Genomic DNA, 20,441 nt, shown 5'->3' with positions numbered 1-20,441 from the left:
AAATGCGCAGCCTGCCAGCCGATCACCATTTGAAGAGGCTGGCGCGATGAGCGGCGAAAAAACCATGCTGGTGCCCAAGCTGCGGTTTCCGGAGTTTCGGGGGGCCAAGCCATGGCAAACATATTCAGGCGACCACCTGTTTGATCAGGTGAGCGACAAGAACCTGAAGCCCGGGCTCCCCGTTCTCGCAATTACACAAGAGCATGGCGCCATTCCGCGCGACATGATTGACTACCATGTCTCAGTCAGCGAAAAGAGCATCGAGAGCTACAAGGTCGTTCAGGTAGGTGACTTCATCATCAGCCTGCGCTCCTTTCAGGGCGGAATTGAATACTCGCAATACCACGGCATCTGCAGCCCGGCATATGTCATCTTGAGGAGGCGCGCAGCGGGAAGTGACTCCTATTTCAAGCATTACCTGAAAACGGACCGATTCATTCAAATCCTCACCAAGAACCTAGAAGGTCTTCGTGACGGAAAGATGATCAGTTACAAGCAGTTCTCTGAGCTGCAGATTCCAATCCCTGCGCCAGAAGAACAAAAAAGAATTGCCGACTGCCTTAGTTCCCTGGATGAACTGATCGCCGTGCAAGGGCGCACAGTGGAGGCTCTCAAGAACCACAAAAAAGGACTGATGCAGCAACTATTCCCCCGCGAAGGCGAAACCCAACCCCGCCTACGCTTCCCTGAATTTCGGGATGCTGAGGAGTGGAGTATTACCACTGTGGGCGGTTTGGTTAGGGCGGGATGTCTTTTTCCGCCAAAGGACGGGAATCACGGGAACATTCACCCTAAGTCATCAGACTATGTCGCGACCGGGATACCGTTCATCATGGCAAGTGATCTCAAAGGCGGACTGATCGACATTGAAAAATGCCACTTCATCAGCAAAGAGCAGGCCGACACCCTGCAAAAAGGATTCGCGAAAGAGGGTGATGTGCTTCTCTCACACAAGGGTACGGTGGGTGAAGTCGCGGTGGTGCGGAAAATCAATACGCCGTACCTGATGCTGACACCGCCGGTCACCTACTACCGCGTGAAAGACCACCAGAAGCTCTCAAATGAATTTCTTGCACAGCTCTTTGTAGCCGACTCGTTTCAAGCAAACCTTGTGGAAGCATCCGGCGGCGGAACCAGGGCCTATATCGGGATAACTGAACAGGCGAAATTGCGTGTGCAGCTTCCTAGAGATTTGGAGGAACAACAGCGCATAGCCCGTTGCCTGAACAGCCTCGACACGTTCATCACCGCCGCAGCCGAAGAACTCGACAAACTCAAGACCCACAAGACGGGCCTAATGCAGCAGCTGTTTCCCTCGTCGGAGGCGCGAGAAGCATGAGCGACAAGCCGACGATTCACCGCTTCACCGACCTGCGCCGCCTGGCCGTCAGGCTGCGGGACGACCTGAACGGCGGCGGTCAGGACTTTGTGCTGCTCTACGCCTACAACGGCACGGGCAAGACCCGCCTGTCGATGGCGTTCAAGGACGAGGGCAAGCGCAAGAACAAAGGCCAACCCGACACGCTGTACTTCAATGCCTTCACCGAAGACCTGTTCTCCTGGGACAACGACCTGGAGAAAGACAGCGAGCGGCGCCTGCACATCAACACCGACTCGCAGTTCTTCAAGGGCCTGAAGGAGCTGGCCTTGGACGAGCGCATCGGCCACTACCTGGCGCGCTACGCGGACTTTCTGTTCGACATCGACTACGACGAGTGGACCGTCAGCTTCCGCAAGGGTGAGACCCACCACATCAAGGTCTCACGCGGCGAAGAGAACATCTTCATCTGGTGCGTGTTCATGGCCATCTGCGAGCGGGTGATCGACGGGGCAGAGGCGTACCAATGGGTGAAGCACCTGTACATCGACGACCCCATCACCTCGCTGGACGACAACAACGCGATTGCCGTGGCCAGCGACCTGGCCAAGTTGCTGCGCAAAGCGAAGAGCCGAAAACGCCCGGAAGCGGTGGCCTCGGACGCACCGGGCGAAGCCGACAACCCGCCCCGCATGGTGCCAGCTCCCATCAAGGCGGTGGTGTCGTCACACCATGCACTGTTCTTCAACGTGGTGTGCAACGAGCTGCGCTCCAACAAGGACAAGCACAGAACGTACTTTCTTCACCGCCCGGAGCGGGGCGACACGTACACACTGCGTGCCACCACCGACACACCCTTTTTCCATCACGTGTCCATGCTGGCTGAGATTAAAAAGGCGGCCGAGAGCGGGAAGCTGTTCACCTTCCACTTCAACATGCTGCGCAGCATTCTGGAGAAGACAGCCACCTTCTTCGGCAATGACGACTTCTCTGCCTGCATTCATGGCCTGGACGATGAAGACCTGTTCGCCCGTGCGCTGAACCTGCTGAGCCACGGCAAGTACGACATTTACCAACCTGCGGAGATGGTGGACGACAACAAGCGCCTGTTCCGTCAGATCCTGGACGCGTTCCTGGATCGCTACCAGTTCGCGTTGCCAGACATCTTCGAGCGGCCGGCCAAGAGTGCCCAAGCAACGGCTGCATGATCCCGGAAAACGAAGACCAACCATGACCGAAGAAAAACAGAAACAACTGGGCAAGACCCTGTGGGCGATTGCCGACCAGCTGCGCGGCGCGATGGACGCGGACGACTTCCGCGACTACATGCTGTCGTTCCTGTTCCTGCGCTACCTGTCGGACAACTACGAGGCTGCCGCCAAAAAGGAACTGGGCAGCGAGTACCCCAAGGTGGAAGCCGATGACCGCAGCGTGCCGCTGACGGTCTGGTACGCCAACAACACGGCCGACGTGCCCGCGTTCGAGAAACAGATGCGACGCAAGGTGCACTATGTGATCTTGCCCATGCACCTGTGGAGCAGCATCGCCCACATGGCCCGCACCCAGAACGACGAACTGCTGAACGTGCTGCAGTCGGGATTCCGCTACATCGAAACCGAGTCGTTCGCGAGCACCTTTGCCGGCCTGTTCTCCGAGATTGATCTGGGTTCGACCAAGCTGGGCAAGACCTACGCCGACCGCAACGCCAAGCTGTGCAGCATCGTCCAGAAGATTGCCGAGGGGCTAGCGGCGTTTTCCACCGACGTGGACACGCTGGGCGATGCATATGAATACCTGATCGGCCAGTTCGCGGCTGGCTCGGGCAAGAAGGCGGGCGAGTTCTACACGCCGCAACAGATCTCCGACGTGCTGTCCGCCATCGTCACGCTGGACAGCCACGAACCGAAAACCGGCATGAAACAGCGGCTGGAGAGTGTGATGGACTTCGCCTGCGGATCGGGCTCACTGCTGATGAATGTGCGCCGCCGCATGCAAAAGGCGGGGGGCACGATTGGCAAGATCTACGGTCAGGAAAAGAACGTCACCACCTACAACCTGGCGCGCATGAACATGCTGCTGCACGGGGTGAAGGACACGGAGTTCGAGATATTCCACGGCGACACGCTCACCAACGAGTGGGACAAGCTGCGCGAGCTGAATCCGGCCAAGCAACCCAGGTTCGACGCCATCGTGGCCAACCCACCCTTCAGCCTGCGCTGGGAGCCGGGCGAGGCGATGGCCGACGACGTGCGCTTCAAGAACCACGGCCTGGCGCCCAAGTCGGCGGCGGACTTTGCCTTCCTGCTGCACGGCTTCCACTTCCTGAAGGACGAAGGGGTGATGGCCATCATCCTGCCGCACGGGGTGCTGTTCCGGGGCGGGTCGGAGGCACGCATTCGCGAGAAGCTGCTGAAGGACGGCCACATCGACACCGTCATCGGCCTGCCGTCCAACCTGTTTTATTCCACCGGCATCCCGGTCTGCATTCTGGTGTTGAAGAAGTGCAAGAAGCCGGACGACGTGTTGTTCATCAACGCGGCGGAACACTTCGTCAAAGGCAAGCGCCAGAACCAACTGACCGACGAGCACATCGCCAAGCTCATCAAGACCTACCAGTTCCGCGAGGAAGCCGCGCGCTACTCACGCCGGGTGGAGATGGCCGAAATCGAGAAGAACGATTTCAACCTGAACATCTCGCGCTACATCAGCACGGCGGTGGGTGAAGCAGAGATTGACCTGGAAGCGACGCACCGCGAATTGGTGGACATTGAAAAGGCGATTGCGACAGCGAAGGAAAAGCACAACGCCTTCCTGAAAGAGCTGGGCTTGAAGCCGCTGCCATAAGTCGCTCATGCCAACTGCAGCAGTTGCCTCGGTTCCACACCCCGAGAAAATGACCGTTTTTCACCCCCGCGGCTGCAACAACGGCACACGGTTGATCGCCATCGCTGCCGCCGCCGTTCGGGTTTCCACGCCGAGCTTGGCGTAGATGCGTTCCAGGTGTTTCTTCACGGTGGCGGGGCTGGCGCCCAGGATGTCGCCGATGTCGCGGTTGATCTTGCCTTTGGCCACCCAGTACAAGACTTCGGCCTCGCGCGCGGTGAGGCCGAAGGCCTGGCCTATGGCTTCGAGCACGCTGGCGTCCGAGGTTTCCTGCATCACGATCAGCCAGTCGCCGCCCTCGCCCGACGCTTCGATGGCTTCGGACCCGTCCTGGTCGCCCACGCGCTGGTGCAGCCGGAAGGTGAGGCGGCGCGGGCCGTGGTCGAGCGTGAGGCGTGGCGGCTCTCGCTGGGCCCGGGCGTCCTGCAGGTGGCGGCGCAGCCACTGCAGCACGGCGGGCGGGGTGTCGGGCGCAGTGGTGCCGCAGTAGCGCTGCAGCAGTTCGCGCGCCAGCGGGGTCTGCCACATCAGGCGGCCGTCGCTCTCGCGCACGGTGATGGTGGCGTAGCCGAAGGCGTCGAGGGCGTAGCGGGCCTGGCTGCGCTCCAGGGCACCCTGGCGCGCGTGGCGCGCGGTGCGCAGGTGCACGCCCATGCGCGCCATCACCTCGCGCGGCTTGATGGGTTTGGTGACGTAGTCCACCCCGCCGGCGTCGAGCGCGGCCACCAGGTGTTCGGTTTCGGTGAGGCCGGTCATGAAGATGATGGGGATCAGCGCCGTGGCCGGGTCGGCCTTGAGGCGGCGCGCCACCTCGAAGCCGTCGAGCCCGGGCATCACCGCGTCGAGCAGGATGACGTCGGGCAGGGCCTGCGTGGCGCGGCGGATGGCGGACTCGCCGTCCAGCGCCACCAGCACGGTGTAGCCGGCTTCGTCGAGCGCGTCGTGCAGCGGGGCGACGTTGTCGGGCACGTCGTCCACGATGAGCACGACCAGCGCGTCCAGCGACGGCAGGGGTGCGTTCAGGGGTTCGGGTGTCGGCAAGGGGGTGTTCATGGCGTGCCGGGCAGTATCGGGTTGTCGCTGTGCGGCTGCAGCAACCGCTGCTCGATGGCTTCAAAGCGGAACTCGCGCGCCAGGGTGCGCAGGCCCTGGGCGAAGTCGGCCTGTTCGGGGCGCTGGCCCACCCAGTCGTCGAGCCAGTTCACGATGCCTTTGTAGTAGCCCAGGCGCACCAGTTCGAGCAGCGGCGCCATCTCGGCGGGGCTGGTGGCGCCAGCGCTGGCGCCGCCGGCCGGTCGGGGTGTGGGGTCCACTGTGGTGGGAGCGGGCGTGGGTTCGGCCACGGTCCAGGTCAGGCCGAGCCGCTGGCCGAGCCAGGCGAGCAGGTCGTCGCGCCGCACGGGTTTGACGAAAAAGTCCTGGGGCTGGTGGCCGAGGTCGTTGTCCAGCCCCTTGTCGAAGGCGTTGGCCGAGACGATGGCCAGCGGCACGCCCGCCCAGCCTCGCGCGCGCAGGCGGCGCAGGGTTTCCCAGCCGTCGATGCCGGGCATGGCCAGATCCATGAAGATGGCGTGCGGCGCGCCCGGCGCACCAGGCTGCAGGCCGTCGAGCAGGCGCAGCGCGTCCAGGCCGCTGGTGGCCAGCATCACCTCGAAGCCCAGCGGCGCCAGCCAGCGCTGCAGCAGTTCGCGGTCGGCCTCTTCGTTGTCCACCACCAGCAGCCGGCGGCGCTCGCCGGCGTAGCCGCTGCACAGGGGCGCGGTGGCCGTGCGGGGCAGCGCCACGCCGTGCAGCTCGGGCAGGAACAGGCGCACGGTGAACACCGATCCCTGCCCCGGCGTGCTGCGCACGGTCATCTCGCCGCCCATGAGGTCGGTGAGCATCTTGGCGATGGTCAGGCCCAGGCCGGTGCCGGAGCTGCCGGCGCCGGAGGCCGCGGCCAGCGAGGCGTCGTTCTGCCCGCGCGCGAAGGGTTCGAACACGCGCTCCAGGTCCAGCGCGCTCATGCCGGGGCCGGTGTCGTGCACTTCAAACTGCGCCATCTCGCGCGCGTGCGTCACGCGCAGGCGAACCTCGCCCGCGTGGGTGAACTTCACCGCGTTGCCCAGCAGGTTGATGAGGATCTGGCGCAGGCGTTTTTCGTCGGCCCGCACGGCGTCGGGCAGGCGGCTGCCGCTGTCGAAGACGAAGCGCAGACCCTTGGCCGCGGCCTGCAGCTCAAACATGCTGGCCACTTCCTGCATGGCGCCGGCAAAGGCCATGGGCCGCACGTCCAGCGCGAGCTTGCCGGACTCGATGCGCGCGATGTCCAGCGTGCCTTCGATGAGCGAGAGCAGGTGTTCGCCGCCGCGGTGGATCACGCGGATGGCCTGCGCGCGGTGCGGGGCCATGCCGGTGTCTTCCTGCAGCAGTTGCGCATAGCCCAGGATGCTGTTGAGCGGGGTGCGCAGCTCGTGGCTGATGGTGCTGATGTAGCGCGTCTTGGCCTGGTTGGCCTGGTCGGCGGCGCGCCGGGCCTGCTGCAGCGCTTCGTCGGTGCGGCGGTGCGAGTCGATCTCGTGCATGAGCAGCCGGGTCTGGCGGTTCGACTCTTCCTGCGCCACCTCGCGGCTCTTGTGCGCCAGGACCAGCCACCAGGCCACGGTGGCCGCGATCAGCAGCAGCACGGCGTAGACGCGCAGGAAGCCCGAGCGCAGCGCCGCATCCACCAGGCCGGTGTCGGCCACTGCCTGCAGGCCTTCGCCCAGGCCCTCCACCTGCTGCCGGTAGAGCAGGCCCAGCACCGCGGCCAGCACCGGCGCGATCACCCCCATGATCAGCAGGTAGTGCGCCAGGCCGGCTTCGAGGTAGGGCCACACGCGGCGCGGCAACACGGTGCGCAGGGCACCCTGCCACTGCACCGAGAGACGCGCCTGGGGTTTGCAGAGGTCGCCGCAGCGCGCGTCCAGCGTGCAGCACAGGGAGCAGATGGCGCCCTGGTAGGCCGGGCAGTGGGCCATGTCGGGCGCTTCGTATTCGCGCTCGCAAATCACGCACTTGAGAACACCCCCCGCGCCGCCTGCGGCGTCACCCCCCTGAAGGGGGGCAACACCTGCGGCCGGGCGAAGCCCGCTCCGCGGTGTTTCTGGGTGGGCTTCCCCGCTTCCGGCACAACCCTCGCAAGCAGCTTTGCTGCAGGCTTGCGAGGTGCGCGCGATGTAATAGCGCCCTTGGGTCGCCCATGCGATCAGCGGCGAAGCGACCAGCGCCGTCACCATCGCGATCACCGCCGAAAACGCCTGCGCCGTGTCGCCCATCAGGCCCATGTGCGCCGCTATCGACAGCGCCGATGCCAGGCCCATGGCGCCCACGCCCACGGGGTTGATGTCGTACAGGTGGGCGCGTTTGAACTCGATGCCCGGCGGGCTCCAGCCCAGCGGTTTGTTGATCACCAGGTCGGCCACCACGGCCATGATCCAGGCGATGGCGAGGTTGCTGTAGAGCCCCAGCACCTCACCCAGCGCCTGGAACACGTTCATCTCCATCAGCATGAAGGCGATCAGCGTGTTGAACACCACCCAGACCACGCGGCCCGGGTGGCTGTGCGTGAGGCGCGAGAAGAAGTTGCTCCAGGCCAGCGAGCCGGCGTAGGCGTTGGTCACGTTGATCTTGAGCTGCGACACCACCACGAACAGCGCCGTGGCGGCCACCGCCCAGCCGTAGTTCGGGAACACATACTCGTAGGCCGCCAGGTACATCTGGTTCGGGTCCACCGCACGGTCGGGCGGCACCATGTGGCTGAGGGCCAGGTAGGCCAGCAGCGCGCCGCCCAGCATCTTCAAAACCCCCAGGATCACCCAGCCCGGCCCGCCGGCCAGCACGCCGACCCACCAGCGCCAGGCCTTGCCCGGTTCTTTCGCGGGCATGAAGCGCAGGTAGTCGGCCTGCTCACCCATCTGGGTGATGAGCGCGATGCCCACCGTGAGCGCCGCACCAAACAAGTGCCAGTCGAACGCCACGCCGGCGCCCGATTCCCCGCCGTAGTGCACCACGTTGCTGAATGCACCGGGATCGAGCACCCAGACCGCCCCAAAAGGCACCAACATCATCACCAACCAGAGCGGCTGGGTCCAGACCTGGAAGCGGCTGATGACCGAGACCCCGTAGGTCACGAGCGGGATCACCACCAGCGCGCAGATGAGGTATCCCCAGGCGGGCGGGATGTCCAGCGCCAGCTCCAGCGCGTAGGCCATCACCGCCGCTTCGAGCGCGAAGAAGATGAAGGTGAACGAGGCGTAGATCAGCGAGGTGATGGTGGAGCCGATGTAGCCAAAGCCCGCGCCGCGCGTGAGCAGGTCCATGTCCACGCCGTAGCGCGCGGCGTACACGCTGATGGGCAGGCCGGCCAGGAAGATGATGAGCCCGGTGGCCAGAATCGCGAGCGCGGCGTTGATGAAGCCGTACTGCACCAGCAGCGTGGCACCCACCGCTTCGAGGATCAGGAACGAGGCCGCGCCGAACGCGGTGTTGGCCACGCGCCATTCGCTCCACTTGCGAAAGCGCTGCGGCGTGTAGCGCAGCGCGTAGTCTTCCATCGTCTCGCTGCCGACCCAGCTGTTGTAGTCGCGGCGCACCTTGATGATGCGCTGCACCGGCTCAGGTCTGCCCGGCGTGGGATCGGTGGCGTGGTCGGGGTGGGCGTTCACTCAGCGCAAAGTGCAGCTTTCGTGCCATGCGCCATACGCCATCTGCCTGATACCCGGAACCGCCGCGCAAAGGCATACTGATCCACCGCCCCGGCACACACCTTGCTCCAACCCCCATATGGAACTGACTCCGCGTGTTCGGCCGGCCTTTGCGGCCGCACGAGCTGACTATTGAGTGAAACGAAATGGAACTGACTCCTCGTGTTCGGCCCGCACTTGCGGCCGCACGCGCTATTTGAGCGAAGCGAACTATGGAACTGACTCCGCGTGAAAAAGACAAGCTGCTGATCTTCACCGCCGCCCTGCTGGCCGAGCGGCGCAAGGCGCGTGGCCTGAAGCTCAACTACCCCGAAGCCGTGGCCCTGATCTCGGCCGCCGTGATGGAAGGCGCCCGCGACGGCAAGACCGTGGCCCAGCTCATGAGCGAAGGCCGCAACGTGCTCACGCGCGACGACGTGATGGAAGGCATCGCCGAGATGATTCCGGACATCCAGGTCGAGGCCACGTTTCCCGATGGCACGAAGCTGGTGACGGTGCACACGCCGATACCTTGACCCCCCCCCCGCGCCGCGCTGCGCGCGTCACCCCCCAGGGGGCGATGCGAGTGGCCCGGCGGAGCCGGTTCCACCGCATCCCCGGATTCAGACATTTCGCGCCGACCGCCTGCTTTTTATTTTGGAGCCTTGAAATGAAATCGCTGCTCACTATCGCCACCTCCTTGACCGCCCTGCCCGCCTTCGCCCACGACGGCCATGGCCTGTTCGGCAGCCACTGGCACGCCACCGACGCGCTGGGTTTCGTGGTGGTGGGTCTGATCGCGCTCGCGGTCTGGCTCTCCAGGAAGTGAGGCCGCAGCCATGATCCCCGGCGAACTGATCACCGACGCGGGCGAACACGCCCTCAACCCCGGCCGCCGCACGCTCACGCTGGCGGTGCAGAACACGGCCGACCGGCCGGTGCAGGTGGGCTCGCACTACCACTTTGCCGAAACCAACGGCGCGCTGGACTTCGACCGCGCCGCCGCCCAGGGCATGCGGCTGAACATCGCTTCGGGCACGGCCGTGCGCTTCGAGCCCGGCCAGCAGCGCACCGTGGAGCTGGTGGACTATGCGGGCGACCGGATCGTGGTGGGCTTTCGCGGCCTGGTGCAAGGCAAAGTCTGAACACAGAACAACGCAAGGATTGAGCAGATGGCAACCATCCCCCGCAGCGCCTACGCCGACATGTTCGGCCCCACCGTCGGTGACCGCGTGCGCCTGGCCGACACCGGCCTGATCGTGGAAGTGGAAAAAGACTTCACCCTGGCCGCCGGTGGCTACGGCGAAGAGGCCAAGTTCGGCGGTGGCAAGACAATCCGCGACGGCATGGCGCAGTCGCAAAGGACCCGTGCGCAAGGCGCGATGGACACGGTGCTGACCAACGCGCTCATCATCGACCACTGGGGCATCGTCAAGGCCGACATCGGCCTCAAGGACGGCCGCATCGCCGCCATCGGCAAGTCGGGCAACCCCGACACCATGCCCGGCGTGGACATCGTCATCGGCCCGGGCACCGAGATCATCAGCTGCGAAGGCCACATCGTCACCGCCGGCGGCATCGACAGCCACATCCACTTCATCTGCCCGCAGCAGGTGGACGAGGCCCTGGCCTCGGGCGTGACCACCATGCTCGGCGGCGGCACCGGCCCGGCCACCGGCACCTTCGCCACCACCTGCACGCCCGGCCCCTGGCACATCGAACGCATGCTGCAGGCGGCCGACGGCCTGTCCATGAACCTGGGCTTCCTGGGCAAGGGCAACGCCAGCCGCCCCGAGGCCCTGCACGAGCAGGTGGACGCGGGTGCCATCGGCCTGAAGCTGCACGAAGACTGGGGCACCACACCCAGCGCCATCAGCAACTGCCTGGACGTGGCCGAGGCGGCCGACGTGCAGGTCGCGATCCACAGCGACACGCTCAACGAATCGGGGTTTGTCGAGAACACCATCGCGGCCACCAAAGGCCGCACCCTCTGCGCCTTCCACACCGAGGGCGCGGGCGGCGGCCACGCGCCCGACATCATCCGCGTGGTGGGCGAGGCGAACTTCCTGCCCTCGTCCACCAACCCGACCATGCCCTACACCGTCAACACGCTCGACGAACACGTCGACATGCTGATGGTCTGCCACCACCTGGACGCCGCCATCCCCGAAGACCTGGCCTTCGCCGAGAGCCGCATCCGCCACGAGACCATTGCAGCCGAAGACATGCTGCACGACATGGGTGCCATCAGCATCATGAGCAGCGACAGCCAGGCCATGGGCCGCGTGGGCGAGGTGGTGATCCGCACCTGGCAGACGGCCGACAAGATGAAAAGCCAGCGCGGCACGCTGCCCGAAGACAGCAGCCGCAACGACAATTTCCGCGTCAAGCGCTACATCGCCAAATACACCATCAACCCGGCCATTGCCCACGGCATCGCGCACACCCTGGGTTCGCTCGAAGTGGGCAAGTGGGCCGACATCGTGGTCTGGAAACCGGCCTTTTTTGGTGTGAAACCGGCCCTGGTGCTCCAGGGCGGCACGATCTCGCTGGCCGCCATGGGCGACCCCAACGCCTCCATCCCCACGCCGCAGCCGGTGCACTACCGCCCCATGTTTGGCAGCTTCGGCCGCTCGCTGGCGCGTGGCAGCCTCACGTTTGTGTCACAGGCCGGGCTGGCTGCCGGCGTGGGCGAACGCTACGGCCTGCAGAAAACCACCGTGGCCGTGCAGGGTTGCCGCAGCGTCACCAAGGCGAACATGGTGCACAACAGCTATCTGCCGAAGATGGAGATCGACCCCCAGCGCTACACCGTGCGGGCCGACGGCGTGCTGCTGACCTGCGAGCCCGCCAGCAAACTTCCGATGGCGCAGCGATACTTCCTGTTCTGACCATCTCAACCTCTGTTATTCATGCTTCAAGCTTCCAAGCTCATCCCCCAGGCCCAGGGCCTCGCCCCTGCGTTGGTGCGCCGTGCCGCGCACATCGAACTGGACTGGGATGTGCGCCAGAAAAGCCGTTTTGACGCCACCGCGTCCGACGGCCGCAATGTGGGCGTCTTCCTGCCGCGCGGCACCGTGGTGCGCGGCGGCGACGTGCTGATCACCCAGGACGGCTCGCTCCTGCGCGTGGTGGCCGCACCGCAGCCCGTGCTGCGCATCACCGCCTGCACCGACCACCACCACGGCCACACGCACGACGCTGCCTTCGACCTCATGCGCGCCGCCTACCACCTGGGCAACCGCCACGTGCCCATCGAGCTGCAACCCGACCACCTCAAGATCGAGCCCGACCACGTGCTGGCCGACATGCTGCGCGCCATGCACCTCACGGTGGTGGAAACCCGCGAGCCCTTCGAGCCCGAAGGTGGCGCCTATGGCGCGCATCCGCCGGCTGGTGGACACGACCACGGGCATGGCCACGATCACGGCCACGCCAAGGGCCATGCACACGGCTGATCCCGCCGGTGCGGCGCAGCCTCCGCGCTCGGCGGCCGGGCTGCTGCAGATCCTGTGGCTGGCCTCGCCCGCGCTGCCGGTGGGCGGTTTCTCCTACTCCGAAGGGCTGGAAGCCGCGGTGGACGCGGGCCAGGTGATCGACGAGGCCAGCGCCGCGGGGTGGCTGCAAGACCAGCTGCACCTGGGCCTGGCGCGTGCCGACCTCGCCGTGGTGGCGCAGGCCATCCCCGCCTGGCGCCAGGGCGATCTGGAGCGCATCCACACGCTCAACGCCTGGGTGCTGCAGACCCGCGAAACCGCCGAATTCCGCCTGCAGACCGAGCAGATGGGCCGCTCGCTGCTCGAATGGGCGCGTTGCCTGGGCGAGTTGGGCGCGGGCGTGTTTGAGCGCCTGCAATCGGCCCGGCTGAACCCGGCCAGCTACCCCGTGGCCATGGCCTGCGCGGCCGCCAGCACCGACGCGGCGGTGCGCGACAGCCTGATCGGCTTCGCCTTTGGCTGGGCCGAGAACATGGTGCAGGCGGCCATCAAGTCGGTGCCGCTGGGCCAGAGCGCGGGCCAGCGCATGCTCGCGCGGCTGGCGCTGGAGGTGCCCGCAGCGGTGGACCACGCCCTGACGCTCACCGACGACACCCGCCAGGCCTTCACCCCGCTGCTGGCCATCCATTCGGCGCGGCACGAAACCCAGTACTCCCGCCTGTTCAGATCCTGAAACCCGAGCCCCACATGACTGCCCTGCACCACATCCCCAACCGCACCAAGAAGCTCCCCCCACTGCGCGTGGGCATCGGCGGGCCTGTAGGCTCGGGCAAGACCACCCTGCTGGAAATGCTCTGCAAAGCCATGCGCGAGCAGTACGACCTGATCGCCATCACCAACGACATCTACACCAAGGAAGACCAGCGCCTGCTCACGGTCAGCGGCGCGCTGCCGGCCGACCGCATCATGGGTGTGGAGACCGGCGGCTGCCCGCACACCGCTATCCGCGAAGACTGCTCCATCAACCTCGAAGCGATCGACCGCATGCTGGGCGAACACCCCAACGCCGACATCGTGTTCGTGGAAAGCGGCGGCGACAACCTGGCCGCCACCTTCAGCCCCGAGCTGAGCGACCTCACCATCTACGTGATCGACGTGGCCGCTGGTGAAAAAATCCCGCGCAAAGGCGGCCCCGGCATCACCAAGAGCGACCTCTTCGTCATCAACAAAACCGACCTCGCCCCCCACGTGGGCGCCGACCTGGAAGTGATGAAAACCGACACCGCGCGCATGCGGCCCGACACGGCGCGCCGCCCCTGGGTCATGACCAACCTCAAGACGCTGGACGGCGTGGCCGAGGTGGTGCGCTTCATCGAAACCCGCGGCATGCTGCGCCAGGAAACCCCAGCCACCGAGCCCGCCGCCGCCTGAGAGCCGCCCGCCCCATTCCCCGGCCACAGGCTAGAATCGCGGGCTGCAACCGCACTCGGAGACGTGGGTGAGTGGTTTAAACCAGCAGTCTTGAAAACTGCCGACCCGCAAGGGTCCGTGAGTTCGAATCTCACCGTCTCCGCCAACACACCATGAACAACGGGCCCTCGCGGCCCGTTGTTCGTTTCATCCCCCCATCGTGTCGGTCAAACCGGTTCGGCCAAGACGCGCCAGCCCCGGTCCATCGCCTGGATCGAGAAGCGCACCGGCAGAAACCGCTGGATCACGTCGAAGTTGGTCTTCGCGTGAGCGGTCAACTCCGAACAGGTGTAGGCCGCCGCGCACTGGCGCTTCCACACGGCCAGCGCCAGCGGCAAGGCCCACTGATCGGCCAGGTGCGGCCCCAGCGCCGCGTCGCTCATCTGGTAGTTCCGCACCTCGCGAACCAGCTCGCGCGCCACTTTTTCGGCGCTGACCCCTTTTTCGCCGAACTGGGTGAAGACCTCGCTGGCGTTCCCGTGAACCAGGGTCACCAGCAACGCGTTGCCGGGGCCTTCGTTCTGGCGAACGGCCGCCACGCGCAGCTGGTCGTCGCGCCACCCCAGGGCGGCGCCCAGCTGACCCAGCTCGCGCTGGGCCACCGTGCGCGGCAGCGCAGGGGCGAAACACTCGGCATAGCCGTCCACCCTCGGCCCGCGTTCGGTCAGGTCGAAGGGCTGCAGGCTGTCGGCCGCGGGCCATACCGTGGCCGTGATCTCGCCACCACCGGCCGGGTAGAAGCCCATCCGGCGCAACGCCAGTTCAACGTTCGCGCCCAGCCGGCGCATCAACGGCGCGTAGCTGCGCTCCAGGAAATGGAAAGGCGGCGCCATCGGGTTGTGGGTGCCCCCGCCCAGCGTCAGACGGCTCGGCGCGTCGGCCAGCAGCAGCGCCGGCCAGACGGTCTGCAGCACCAGCGTGCAGCTGCCGGCCGTGCCGACGTTGAAGCTGTAGTCGCCCGCACGCACCTTGCCCGGCGCAAAGCGCAGCGTCTGCGAGTGCATCTCGGCGCCCTCCACTTCGGCGCCGCAGACCTCGGCCGCGGCCTTCACGCAGGTGAGGTGCTGGCGCATCAGGCCGGGTTTGGCGCGCCCCGCGCGGATGCGGGTCAAGCTCAGGCGCTGGCCCGTGCACATGGACAGGGCCAGCGAGCTGCGCAATATCTGTCCGCCGCCCTCGCCCACGGAGCCATCTATTTCGATCATGTTTCTGCTGCTTCTTTTCAATTGTTGTTCTGTGCCTCTGCGTCAAAACGCAGCACCGCGTCGTGCAGGTACTGGTCGAGCTCGGGCCCATGCGCCTTCGGTTCCTTGCCGGGGGTGTGCGCCAGCGCGGCGGCCAGTTCGCGCTCGATGAAGTCGTGCAGGCCCACCCAGCGCGGGCTGGTCGCGGACTCCCCGGCGCGCATCTTCACCTCCAGCAGCGCGTTGATCTCATCGATCAAGGCGGCGTCGGCCGTGGCGTCCAGCGTGCGCTGCGCCAGCTCGGCAAAACGCATCGGCGGCACGCCGGGCAGGTCGCGAATCCAGCGCGCGGCCAGCAGCGGGCGCAACACATAGAGGTATTTCTTGTAGCGCACCTCGTCCGCATGCAGATGCTCCCGGAAGTTCTTCCTGACCATGGAGGTGTAGTGGTGCCAGGCCTTGGCGCTGGAAAACACCCGCTCGGCCAGAGCCCGGAACCGCGCCATCGACTGGGCCTCTTCGCAGTAGACGATGGGCGAACGCAGCCACTCCAGCAGCGTGGGGTTGGACTCGCGCATCAGCCCCAGCGCCTTGCGCAGGTCCCAGCCGTTGATGTCCAGGTCGCCGCTGATGGGGAGCTCAATCACGTCGCGGCCTGGCTCCACGCGCAGGTACCACGGCAGACGGTTCACGTAGATGAAGCGCACGTCGTAATCGCTGTCGGGTGAAGCAAAGCCCCAGCCCCGGCTGCCCGACTCGCAGGCGAACAGGATGGTGACGTCGTGCTCGGCCTCGATGGCGCGCAGGTGGGTCATGATCTGCTCGCGCATGGCGGGGTCTATGGGGTGATCGGAGCGGAGGAATTCTTGTTGTTTCACGATACGTTCTCTCTTGGCGGTTTCAAATCCAGCCGTTTTGTTTTGCACGTTCCAGCTCCCTCGCCTTGCGATCGGTCGCCTGTCGCTGCTGTTTGGCCTTTTCGACCATCACCTCGTAGTCGGGATGCTTTGCAAAGTAGGGTCCTAGCCAACCGTCTTCGTGGGTGAAAGCCATGGTCCAAGCCAGATCGGGTGGAAAGACGTAGAAGTCAATCACCCGGTCTGAAACAGGCAGCGAGGCAACACGAAATGCGGTCTTTCGATCATTCGACAAAACGATGACGTCTGAGTACCGATGTCCAAAATATTGCTGTTCCGCGTCCTCTCCGGAGACGCTGTGATACGCGCCCGAGCTGAAGGTGTGCCAAAGGTATCTCGCCAAGCCGGAAGCGCGTTCGCCAGAGGCGTAGACGGCACGCCAGCGCTCCGCCCACTCCAGAGATTCAGCATTCGAATACGTTTGGAGAATGCTTTCTGGCTTGAGCGAAAGCTGTTCAGCAAACTCACGCGTCTTCATTTGCACGATTCACCTCTTTTCAGTCTGTGCTGCTTGCGGCAAGCGCGGACAGAGTTCTCTTCCGGGGGTTCCAGACGGTAAGGCACCAGATGCCCCACCACTCCTTCCCAGCGTCAAAGTAGTTGCTCCAGGTACTGCGCCCCGGCTCGGTATCGGGGTTTCCGACCCAGTCGAACACCTCCACGTCGCGGCTGGGCCAAAGACCAGCGACCTCGCAAAAGTCGGCGAACAGCCCTGTTTCACATTGAGCGGGATATGGTGGGTCATCAAACGCTTGGAACAACCATTCGAAATCGGTGACGAAGGAAACAGCCTTGGTCATAGATGCATACATGCGGGGCAGGCACTTCCTCGGGTCCGTCACCTGATCGGAGTTCCACCGTGTCGGCTGAGCCTGTTTCACGTCGACCAGCAATCGGAATCCCGGGTTCAGTTCCTGGACCTCACGAAATAACGCGTCCAGAGCCATTCGGTGGCATGTTGTTGATGGTGCCGAATTACAGTTGTCTACAGCGCGGACGGTGAAATCGAAGACGCAGCCTGCCACTCTCATGCGCTCACGCACTCCTTCGACACGCTGCGCCTCCCATGCTGGTACTGGCTGGAGATCCTCGTGTGGACGTAGATTCACTTTCACGCTCCCTGTGAGTTGCAAACTCACTACCCCTTCACACACAACACCTGCTTGAGCGTGTAAACCACCTCCACCAGATCCTTCTGCGCTTCCATCACCGCGTCGATGTCCTTATAGGCCATCGGGATCTCGTCGATCACGGCTTCGTCCTTGCGGCATTCCACGCCCTCGGTGGCCTTGATCTGGTCCGCGACCGTGAACATCTTCTTGGCCTTGGTGCGGCTCATCACGCGACCCGCGCCGTGGCTGCAGCTCTCGAAACTCTCGGGATTTCCGAGGCCGCGCACGATGTAGCTGCGCGCCCCCATGCTCCCCGGGATGATCCCGAGCTCGCCCTTCTTCGCGCTCACCGCGCCCTTGCGCGTCACGAAGACCTCTTCACCGAAGTGCGTTTCTTTCTGCACGTAGTTGTGGTGACAGTTCACCGCTTCCACGTGCGCCTCGAAGGGCTTGGTGATGACCTGGCGCACGGTGGCGACCAGGTTTTTCATCATCACCTCGCGGTTCAGGCGGGCGAACTTCTGCGCCCAGCCCACGCCACGCACGTAGTCGCCGAAGTACTCCGAGCCTTCCTCGAAATACGCCAGGTCCTGATCGGGCAGGTGGACGTTGTTGCGCTCCGCGTCTTTCTTCGCCAACTCGATGAAGGTGGTTCCGATGGCATTGCCCACACCACGCGAACCCGAGTGCAGCATGAACCACACGGCGCCCGCTTCGTCGAGACAGACCTCGATGAAGTGGTTGCCGGTTCCGAGCGTTCCCAGGTGCTTGTGGTTGTTGGTGTTCTTCAGGCGCGGGTACTTCTCGCAGATCGCGTCGAACTCGTCCACCAGCGTGGCCCAGGCCTGATCCACCAGATTGGGCGGGTTTTCCCAACTGCCTTTGTCGCGGCCACGCTGACGAAACGGCGTCATGCCGTGCGGCACGGCCTTCTCGATCGCGGCGCGCAGCGGCCCCAGGTTGTCGGGCAGGTCTTCGGCGCGCAGCGTGGTCTTGCAGGCCATCATTCCGCAGCCGATGTCCACCCCCACCGCGGCGGGGATGATGGCCTTGAAGGTCGAGACCACCGAGCCCACGGTGGCGCCGATGCCCAGGTGCACGTCGGGCATGGCCGCGATGTGTTTGAACACGATGGGCAGGCGCGCGGTGTTGGCCAGCTGCTTCTTCGCTTCGTCTTCGACGGGCACGCCCTTGGTCCACATCTTGATGGGCACGCCGCCTTCGGGTTGTTCGGTGTTGTAGTTGTTCATGTGGGTTCCTTGTTCTTGATTTTTGATTCTTGGATTCAGGGTGCAGTGACGAGGTTTGACGAAACGCTTTTTTCTCCGCCATCCATTGCTGGACCGGGATTTGAACCCGGGCACCCCCCGCCCGAAAGCGAGGGGCTCACGACAAGTCGTGTGCGTCTACCTGTAGTTCCATCGGCATTCACTGCGAAAAGTGGGAGGATGCCCCGTGACGACAAGGGTTGGTGAAAGGTTTTTCGTGCTCTACCAGACTGAGCTACGGTCGTTTGACGGACCGGCGGGATTCGAACCCACGACCACGAGGTTAATAGCCTGTAGTTCCACCGGCATTCGCCGCGAGACATCCAAAAAAAACAGCGCGACCAGATCGACAAGACGTAGCCATGACCGGTTTCCCGGCTGGGGAATCGAACCCCGGCATCCAGATGTAGTCCTGTCAGCATTCGCGCAAAAAAATCTTCCTTTCAACAGCCCCCGCGTGGCGACAAACAAGTGGTGAGACGAGACAGTTTGGATGTAGTCCCACCGGCATTCGCCACGCGACGACACATTCGTCGCTGTACTGCTGAGCCAGCGAAACCTTCTGAATCTCGCCCACCCAGTGGTCTGCGCCGGCGTTGCCCTTGGCAAACTGCGCCAGCATCGTGAACACCGCGTCCGAGAAGCCACCGACATTCAGGATGTCGGCGCGCTCCACGGCCTGCGTGGTGCTGCCCGGCTGGATGTCGACGCACACCAGCCGCGCCTGCGGGCAGCGCTGCTTGAGCTTTCCCCACTCGATCAGCGTCTGCGTCGCGCCACCGCGCCGCGCATCGACCCACGACTCGTTGTCCGAGACGAGGACCACCAGATCCACCTTCGCACGCTCCTGGTTCAGCAAGGCCAGCGGCGCGCTGCAGTTGGTACCACCGCCGCCGATGGCGGCCAGCGCCTGGGCGTTGGTCATCACCGAGTCGCGGGGGTTCAGCGACAGCTTCACCACATCGCGTTCGAACGGCAGCACACGGGCCTGCGGGTTCTTTCGCAGCACTGCTGCCGCCACCAGGGCCGCGACATCGATGCAACGCACCGACGAGGTGGCACCCGCGCGGTGACCAGTCACGGCCGAGCCCATCGAGCCCGACACGTCGGGACACACCACAACCTGACCTTCCAACGCGGGCACATTCACCAGCGCGGCTTCCATCGCGTCCTGCAGCGCCTCGCGCACCGCTGCCGGCACGCCCTCACCACTGGCCTTGAAGGCCGCCATGAGTTGGTACGGGAACACCCGCGCCTTGGCCACCGCCACCGGGTCGCGCAGCTTGGCCGCGACCACTTCGGTCATACCGGGCTGCTCGAACACACCGTGCCGCGCGAAGGTGTTCAGGTTCTGCCGCACCATCTGCCACGAACCGGCGCGGGCGATCTGCGCCCAGTGCGCGGGCTGCAGCGCCAGCGCGGTCAGCATCTGGAACGGCACGTCCGGCACCACGGTCACTTCACCTTGGGCCAGCGCGCGCTTGAAGCGCTCGAAGGCTTGCGTGGCGGGCGGCAGCGCGGCTTCGTCGAACGGCTTGCTGATCAACCAGGCGAACCAGGCCGCGCGCCATGCCTCGGTGGGCTTGGGGTGCACCATCTTCACCACGTCGGCCAGCGAGGGCGTGTTGCCCACGGCGGCGTTCAGCAGCTGCTTTTCGCTCGCGTTGAGCAACCATTGCTGCACCAGCTTCTTGGGCCGCGAGCCCAGGGACTTGCGACCCAGGGCGCCGCTGCGCAGCATCTGCACGAAACCGCGCAGCGTCTTGCCGTTGTCCACCGCGCGGCCAAACACCTGCGACAGCAGATTCACATCACGCACCGCCAGCAGCGAGGCCAGCAGCACAGGCATGTCTTTCATGAAGGCAGCCTGGCGGGCGTACACGGCGGTTTGCGCCACAAAGGCGGGCTCCACCTGCGCGGCCAGCGCCTGCACTGCGTCGAGCTGCGACTGGGCGTCGGCGTAGAAGGTCTGGCTCAGGCAGCCGGTGGCTGCGATCTGCGCCAGCTGGTGCTGGGGGCTCAGGGCGTAGGCGGGTGCGCCCGCCTGGTTCAGGGCCGTGGCCTGGGGCAGCAGCTGGCCCTTGAGCGTTTGAAAGAGTTGGGTGTTGACCATGTTGTTCTCCGTGTGCATTCAACTTGTGTGGCTTCT

Annotated in this window: 18 protein-coding genes and 1 tRNA gene; 11 read left to right on the top strand and 8 right to left on the bottom strand. The window is 64.9% G+C overall.

Annotated features, from left to right (window positions below; translation table 11 throughout):
* The first annotated feature begins 46 nt into the window (after window positions 1–46).
* From HTA01S_RS12880 to HTA01S_RS12870, 3 genes are read left to right on the top strand one after another with little or no spacing between them, the layout of a single operon-like run.
* Entirely contained in the window at window positions 47–1,339 is a 1,293-nt protein-coding gene (locus tag HTA01S_RS12880; RefSeq protein ID WP_068172022.1) for a restriction endonuclease subunit S, read from the top strand.
* Window positions 1,336–2,526 (top strand): AAA family ATPase, encoded by a 1,191-nt coding sequence (locus tag HTA01S_RS12875; RefSeq protein ID WP_068172009.1) that lies wholly within the window; start codon window positions 1,336–1,338, stop codon window positions 2,524–2,526. Before HTA01S_RS12880 ends, HTA01S_RS12875 begins: the two co-directional genes overlap by 4 nt.
* 22 nt (window positions 2,527–2,548) lie before the next feature.
* Window positions 2,549–4,162, top strand: a complete 1,614-nt coding sequence (locus tag HTA01S_RS12870; protein ID WP_068172006.1) for a type I restriction-modification system subunit M — start codon at window positions 2,549–2,551, stop codon at window positions 4,160–4,162.
* 60 nt (window positions 4,163–4,222) lie between these two features.
* Here the strand turns inward: HTA01S_RS12870 and HTA01S_RS12865 are convergent, their stop codons facing one another.
* Together HTA01S_RS12865 and HTA01S_RS12860 are read right to left on the bottom strand one after the other, a co-directional pair.
* Window positions 4,223–5,254, bottom strand: a complete 1,032-nt coding sequence (locus tag HTA01S_RS12865) for a response regulator transcription factor (RefSeq protein WP_068172004.1) — start codon at window positions 5,252–5,254, stop codon at window positions 4,223–4,225.
* The gene (locus HTA01S_RS12860) at window positions 5,251–8,886 is read right to left on the bottom strand and encodes a hybrid sensor histidine kinase/response regulator (RefSeq protein WP_068172001.1); all 3,636 of its coding nucleotides are present in this window, start codon (window positions 8,884–8,886) and stop codon (window positions 5,251–5,253) included. The genes HTA01S_RS12865 and HTA01S_RS12860 overlap by 4 nt, the downstream gene beginning before the upstream one ends.
* Window positions 8,887–9,137: 251 nt before the next feature.
* Between HTA01S_RS12860 and HTA01S_RS12855 the strand changes: the two genes are divergently transcribed.
* The 8 genes from HTA01S_RS12855 to HTA01S_RS12825 all read left to right on the top strand — a co-directional run bounded on the left by HTA01S_RS12855 (window position 9,138) and on the right by HTA01S_RS12825 (window position 13,917).
* Window positions 9,138–9,440 carry an urease subunit gamma gene (locus HTA01S_RS12855; protein WP_068171998.1) on the top strand — a complete coding sequence of 101 codons (303 nt, stop codon included), beginning with the start codon at window positions 9,138–9,140 and terminating at the stop codon, window positions 9,438–9,440.
* A 134-nt stretch (window positions 9,441–9,574) separates the two neighbouring features.
* Window positions 9,575–9,733: a hypothetical protein gene (locus HTA01S_RS25250; RefSeq protein ID WP_157572088.1), complete on the top strand. Its 159-nt coding sequence runs from the start codon at window positions 9,575–9,577 to the stop codon at window positions 9,731–9,733.
* Between the two features lie 10 nt (window positions 9,734–9,743).
* Window positions 9,744–10,049, top strand: a complete 306-nt coding sequence (locus HTA01S_RS12850; protein WP_068171996.1) for an urease subunit beta — start codon at window positions 9,744–9,746, stop codon at window positions 10,047–10,049.
* 27 nt (window positions 10,050–10,076) lie between these two features.
* Window positions 10,077–11,795, top strand: a complete 1,719-nt coding sequence (gene ureC, locus HTA01S_RS12845; RefSeq protein ID WP_068171994.1) for an urease subunit alpha — start codon at window positions 10,077–10,079, stop codon at window positions 11,793–11,795.
* 21 nt (window positions 11,796–11,816) lie between these two features.
* A complete protein-coding gene (ureE, locus tag HTA01S_RS12840) occupies window positions 11,817–12,362 on the top strand; it encodes an urease accessory protein UreE (protein WP_068171991.1) in 546 nt (181 codons plus the stop codon).
* Entirely contained in the window at window positions 12,349–13,074 is a 726-nt protein-coding gene (locus HTA01S_RS12835) for an urease accessory protein UreF (RefSeq protein WP_068172136.1), read from the top strand. The genes ureE and HTA01S_RS12835 overlap by 14 nt, the downstream gene beginning before the upstream one ends.
* A 14-nt stretch (window positions 13,075–13,088) precedes the next feature.
* Window positions 13,089–13,772 carry an urease accessory protein UreG gene (gene ureG / locus HTA01S_RS12830; RefSeq protein WP_068171988.1) on the top strand — a complete coding sequence of 228 codons (684 nt, stop codon included), beginning with the start codon at window positions 13,089–13,091 and terminating at the stop codon, window positions 13,770–13,772.
* 57 nt (window positions 13,773–13,829) lie between these two features.
* A tRNA-Ser gene (locus HTA01S_RS12825) sits at window positions 13,830–13,917 on the top strand.
* 61 nt (window positions 13,918–13,978) lie between these two features.
* Here the strand turns inward: HTA01S_RS12825 and rtcA are convergent.
* From rtcA to HTA01S_RS12795, 6 genes are all read right to left on the bottom strand, one after another.
* Complete coding sequence (rtcA, locus tag HTA01S_RS12820) at window positions 13,979–15,016, bottom strand: RNA 3'-terminal phosphate cyclase (protein ID WP_068171985.1); 1,038 nt, start codon at window positions 15,014–15,016, stop codon at window positions 13,979–13,981.
* Window positions 15,017–15,033: 17 nt separating this feature from the next.
* The gene (locus HTA01S_RS12815) at window positions 15,034–15,825 is read right to left on the bottom strand and encodes a nucleotidyltransferase domain-containing protein (protein WP_068171982.1); all 792 of its coding nucleotides are present in this window, start codon (window positions 15,823–15,825) and stop codon (window positions 15,034–15,036) included.
* A gap of 70 nt (window positions 15,826–15,895) precedes the next feature.
* On the bottom strand, window positions 15,896–16,390 hold the full coding sequence (locus HTA01S_RS12810) for a DUF4275 family protein (RefSeq protein WP_068171979.1): 495 nt from the start codon (window positions 16,388–16,390) through the stop codon (window positions 15,896–15,898).
* A gap of 19 nt (window positions 16,391–16,409) precedes the next feature.
* Window positions 16,410–16,859 carry a hypothetical protein gene (locus HTA01S_RS12805; protein WP_068171976.1) on the bottom strand — a complete coding sequence of 150 codons (450 nt, stop codon included), beginning with the start codon at window positions 16,857–16,859 and terminating at the stop codon, window positions 16,410–16,412.
* A gap of 191 nt (window positions 16,860–17,050) precedes the next feature.
* Entirely contained in the window at window positions 17,051–18,274 is a 1,224-nt protein-coding gene (locus tag HTA01S_RS12800) for an RtcB family protein (RefSeq protein WP_068171973.1), read from the bottom strand.
* A 433-nt stretch (window positions 18,275–18,707) separates the two neighbouring features.
* Window positions 18,708–20,405 (bottom strand): vWA domain-containing protein, encoded by a 1,698-nt coding sequence (locus tag HTA01S_RS12795; RefSeq protein WP_157572087.1) that lies wholly within the window; start codon window positions 20,403–20,405, stop codon window positions 18,708–18,710.
* Window positions 20,406–20,441: the final 36 nt, after the last annotated feature.

The sequence above is a fragment of the Hydrogenophaga taeniospiralis CCUG 15921 genome (assembly GCF_001592305.1).
GTDB classification, from domain to species: domain Bacteria; phylum Pseudomonadota; class Gammaproteobacteria; order Burkholderiales; family Burkholderiaceae_C; genus Hydrogenophaga; species Hydrogenophaga taeniospiralis.
The sequence above is the reverse complement of the archived record's forward strand: the minus strand, read 5'-3'. Positions and strand labels throughout refer to the sequence as shown.

Excerpts from the sequence above, each read along its gene's own strand:
- HTA01S_RS12880 (WP_068172022.1), top strand. The coding sequence starts at position 47 with ATGAGCGGCGAAAAAACCATGCTGGTGCCCAAGCTGCGGTTTCCGGAG.
- HTA01S_RS12875 (WP_068172009.1), top strand. The coding sequence starts at position 1,336 with ATGAGCGACAAGCCGACGATTCACCGCTTCACCGACCTGCGCCGCCTG.
- HTA01S_RS12870 (WP_068172006.1), top strand. The coding sequence starts at position 2,549 with ATGACCGAAGAAAAACAGAAACAACTGGGCAAGACCCTGTGGGCGATT.
- HTA01S_RS12865 (WP_068172004.1), bottom strand. The coding sequence starts at position 5,254 with ATGAACACCCCCTTGCCGACACCCGAACCCCTGAACGCACCCCTGCCG.
- HTA01S_RS12855 (WP_068171998.1), top strand. The coding sequence starts at position 9,138 with ATGGAACTGACTCCGCGTGAAAAAGACAAGCTGCTGATCTTCACCGCC.
- HTA01S_RS25250 (WP_157572088.1), top strand. The coding sequence starts at position 9,575 with ATGAAATCGCTGCTCACTATCGCCACCTCCTTGACCGCCCTGCCCGCC.
- HTA01S_RS12850 (WP_068171996.1), top strand. The coding sequence starts at position 9,744 with ATGATCCCCGGCGAACTGATCACCGACGCGGGCGAACACGCCCTCAAC.
- ureC (WP_068171994.1), top strand. The coding sequence starts at position 10,077 with ATGGCAACCATCCCCCGCAGCGCCTACGCCGACATGTTCGGCCCCACC.
- ureE (WP_068171991.1), top strand. The coding sequence starts at position 11,817 with ATGCTTCAAGCTTCCAAGCTCATCCCCCAGGCCCAGGGCCTCGCCCCT.
- HTA01S_RS12835 (WP_068172136.1), top strand. The coding sequence starts at position 12,349 with ATGCACACGGCTGATCCCGCCGGTGCGGCGCAGCCTCCGCGCTCGGCG.
- ureG (WP_068171988.1), top strand. The coding sequence starts at position 13,089 with ATGACTGCCCTGCACCACATCCCCAACCGCACCAAGAAGCTCCCCCCA.
- rtcA (WP_068171985.1), bottom strand. The coding sequence starts at position 15,016 with ATGATCGAAATAGATGGCTCCGTGGGCGAGGGCGGCGGACAGATATTG.
- HTA01S_RS12815 (WP_068171982.1), bottom strand. The coding sequence starts at position 15,825 with ATGCGCGAGCAGATCATGACCCACCTGCGCGCCATCGAGGCCGAGCAC.
- HTA01S_RS12810 (WP_068171979.1), bottom strand. The coding sequence starts at position 16,390 with ATGAAGACGCGTGAGTTTGCTGAACAGCTTTCGCTCAAGCCAGAAAGC.
- HTA01S_RS12805 (WP_068171976.1), bottom strand. The coding sequence starts at position 16,859 with ATGGCTCTGGACGCGTTATTTCGTGAGGTCCAGGAACTGAACCCGGGA.
- HTA01S_RS12800 (WP_068171973.1), bottom strand. The coding sequence starts at position 18,274 with ATGAACAACTACAACACCGAACAACCCGAAGGCGGCGTGCCCATCAAG.
- HTA01S_RS12795 (WP_157572087.1), bottom strand. The coding sequence starts at position 20,405 with ATGGTCAACACCCAACTCTTTCAAACGCTCAAGGGCCAGCTGCTGCCC.